Source organism: Nonomuraea sp. NPDC005501 (genome assembly GCF_040605905.1).
Classification (GTDB): Bacteria; Actinomycetota; Actinomycetes; order Streptosporangiales; family Streptosporangiaceae; genus Nonomuraea.
On the sequence record NZ_JBEXDT010000205.1, the window covers coordinates 1 to 3525 of the forward strand.

Below are 3525 nucleotides of genomic sequence, written 5' to 3' on the forward strand. Positions count from 1 at the left end.
CCGCCCGCGACGGCCGTCGCGGGCGGGCCTTCCCCCTTTTCGTGGCCGGGGTTACGCTGTTGACGTGATCGTCAGGTCCGAGACGCTGACGGCCCGGGGCCGGCGCACCAGGGCCGCGCTCGTGCGGGCCGGCCGCGAGGCGTTCGACGAGCAGGGGTACGAGGCCGTGCGCGTCGACGACGTGTGCGCCAGGGCCGGCGTCTCGCACGGCACCTTCTACACGTACTTCGGGTCCAAGGAGGACCTCTTCCGCGAGGTGGCCGGCGCCGTCGTGGGCGAGATGTTCGCGGCCAGCGTGGTGGGCCCGGCGGCGCCCGGCGACCCGTACGCGCGCATCGAGGCGGCCAACCGGCTCTACCTGCGCGCCTGGTCGGCCAACTCCCGGCTGGTGCGGATGCTGGAGCAGGCCGCGGCCGAGGAGGGCCTGCGCGAGCTGCTGCTGGAGCTGCGGGAGGTGTTCGTGCGGCGCGGCGCCGACGGGCTGCGCCGCCTCCAGGAGCAGGGGCTGGCCGACCCGTCGCTCGACCCGCGGCTCACCGCCGTCATGCTGGGCGGCATGGTCGAGCACTTCGCGCGCGTCTGGCTCGACCTCGGCGAGCCCGCCGAGGAGCGCGCGGCCGTGGACCTGCTGACGAGGTTGTGGGCCCGGGCCATCGGGTTGACGCCGGCGTCGACTTCAGGGGAGGACACGTGATCACGAGCAGGATCGACCCGGCCGACCCCGAGCACGCGCGGCGGCGTGAGGCGATGCTGGCCAAGCTGGCCGAGCTGGACGCCGAGCATGCCAAGGCGGTCGCGGGCGGCGGTGAGAAGTACCGCGAGCGGCACCGCCGGCGCGGCAAGCTGCTCGCCCGCGAGCGGATCGAGCTGCTGCTCGACCCGGACTCCCCGTTCCTGGAGCTGTCGCCGCTGGCCGCCTGGGGCAGCGACTTCCCGGTGGGCGCGAGCGTCGTGACGGGGATCGGGGTGATCGAGGGCGTCGAGTGCGTGGTCTGCGCCAGCGACCCGACGGTCCGCGGCGGCGCCTCCAACCCGTGGACGCTCAGGAAGACGTTGCGCGCCTCCGACATCGCCCTGCGCAACCGCCTGCCGTACGTCAATCTCGTGGAGAGCGGCGGCGCGGACCTGCCGACGCAGAAGGAGATCTTCATCCCGGGCGGGCAGGTGTTCCGGGACCTGACGCGGCTGTCGGCCGCCGGGGTCCCGACGATCGCGCTCGTCTTCGGCAACTCCACCGCCGGAGGCGCCTACGTGCCCGGGATGAGCGACTACGTGGTGATGGTCCGCGAACGGGCGAAGGTGTTCCTGGGCGGGCCGCCGCTGGTGAGAATGGCGACCGGCGAGGAGTCCGACGACGAGTCGCTGGGCGGCGCGGAGATGCACGCCCGCGTGAGCGGCCTGGCCGACCACCTCGCCGCGGACGAGCACGACGCGCTGCGCATCGGGCGGCGGATCGTCCGCTCGCTCGGCTGGCGCAAGCTCGGCGCGGCGCCACAGCCCGTGCGCGAGCCCGCCCACCCCGCCGAGGAGCTGCTCGGGATCGTGCCGGACGACCTGCGCGTGCCGTTCGACCCGCGCGAGGTGATCGCCCGGATCGTGGACGGCAGCGAGTTCGAGGAGTTCAAGCCGCTGTATGGGTCGTCGCTGGTGACCGGGTGGGCGCGGCTGCACGGCTACCCCCTCGGCATTCTGGCCAACGCGCGCGGCGTGCTGTTCAGCGAGGAGGCGCAGAAGGCCACCCAGTTCATCCAGCTCGCCAACCAGACCCGCACGCCGCTGCTGTTCCTGCAGAACACCACGGGCTACATGGTCGGCAAGGAGTACGAGCAGCGCGGCATCATCAAGCACGGCGCCATGATGATCAACGCGGTGTCCAACTCGACCGTGCCGCACCTGACCGTGGTCATGGGCGCCTCGTACGGGGCCGGGAACTACGGCATGTGCGGCCGGGCGTACGAGCCGAGGTTCCTGTTCGCCTGGCCCAGCGCCAAGTCCGCGGTCATGGGGCCGGCGCAGCTCGCCGGGGTGCTGTCGATCGTCGGCCGCGCCTCCGCGCAGGCGCGCGGGCAGGTGTACGACGAGGAGGCGGACGCGGCGATGAGGGCCATGGTGGAGGCGCAGGTGGAGGCGGAGTCGCTGCCGTTCTTCCTGTCCGGGCGGCTGTACGACGACGGGGTGATCGACCCGCGCGACACCCGGACCGTGCTGGGGCTGTGCCTGTCGGCCGTCAACAGCGCGCCGGTGCCCGAGGCGGCGGGTTACGGGGTGTTCCGGCCGTGATCACACGTCTGCTGGTGGCCAACCGGGGGGAGATCGCGCGCCGGGTGTTCCGGACCTGCCGCGCGCTGGGGATCGAGACCGTCGCGGTGTTCTCCGACGCCGACGCCTCCGCGCCGCACGTGGCCGAGGCCGACTTCGCGGTACGGCTGGCGGGCACGCGGCCCGCGGACACGTACCTGGCGATCGAGCGGATCGTGGCGGCGTGCCGGGCGTCGGGCGCCGACGCGGTCCACCCCGGGTACGGGTTCCTGTCGGAGAGCGCGGACTTCGCGCGGGCCGTGCTGGGGGCGGGGCTCGTGTGGGTGGGGCCGCCGCCGGAGGCGGTCGCCGCGATGGGGTCGAAGGTCGAGGCCAAGCGGCTGATGGCGGAGGCGGGCGTCCCGGTCCTGCCGTCGATCCTCCTGCCCGCTCCGGAGGACGCCCCGGATCCGGAGGACGCGCCGGATCCGGAGGACCGGCTGCTGCTGGAGTACCCGCTGCTGGTGAAGGCGTCGGCGGGGGGCGGCGGGCGCGGGATGCGCGTCGTGCGCTCCCCCGCCGACCTCGCCGCGCAGGCGGCGTCGGCGCGGCGGGAGGCCGAGGCGGCGTTCGGCGAGGGCACGGTGTTCGCGGAGCCGCTGCTGGAGGGCGCCCGGCACGTCGAGGTGCAGATCCTCGCCGACACCCACGGGACCGTGTGGACGCTCGGCGAGCGCGAGTGCAGCATCCAGCGCCGCCACCAGAAGGTGATCGAGGAGTGCCCGTCGCCGGGCGTCGACGACGCGACGCGGGAGACGCTGCGCGACGCGGCCGTCCGCGCCGCCCGCGCGATCGGCTACGTCGGCGCGGGCACCGTGGAGTTCCTGGTCAGGGGCGAGCGGGTGGCGTTCCTGGAGATGAACACCCGCCTCCAGGTGGAGCACCCGGTGACCGAGCTGGTGTACGGGCTGGACCTGGTGCGGCTGCAGCTGGAGGTCGCCGAGGGCGCGGCGCTGCCCGAGGAGCCGCCACGGCCGCGCGGTCATGCCGTCGAGGCCCGCCTGTACGCCGAGGACCGCGACCACCTGCCGCAGACCGGCACCCTGTGGCGCTTCGAGGTCCCGGACGGGGTCCGGGTGGACTCCGGGGTGGAGTCGGGCTCGGTGGTGCCGCCGTACTACGACGCGATGCTGGCCAAGGTGGTCGCGCACGCGCCAGGTAGCCGATCTCGCCCGCGCTGCCGGACCGGCCCCGGTGCAGCTTGCCGCCCAGCATCACCGCGAGGCC

Annotated in this window: 3 protein-coding genes; all 3 read left to right on the forward strand. The window is 74.2% G+C overall.

Annotated elements, in window-relative coordinates:
* Positions 1-64: 64 nt before the first annotated feature.
* On the forward strand, positions 65-694 hold the full coding sequence (locus ABZS51_RS42460) for a TetR/AcrR family transcriptional regulator (protein ID WP_310711195.1): 630 nt from the start codon (positions 65-67) through the stop codon (positions 692-694).
* A gap of 53 nt (positions 695-747) precedes the next feature.
* Positions 748-2280 (forward strand): carboxyl transferase domain-containing protein, encoded by a 1533-nt coding sequence (locus ABZS51_RS42465; protein WP_355453962.1) that lies wholly within the window; start codon positions 748-750, stop codon positions 2278-2280.
* Positions 2277-3525 (forward strand): biotin carboxylase N-terminal domain-containing protein (locus ABZS51_RS42470; protein ID WP_355453959.1); only part of this gene is annotated, 1249 nt, incomplete at its 3' end. The genes ABZS51_RS42465 and ABZS51_RS42470, both read left to right, overlap by 4 nt.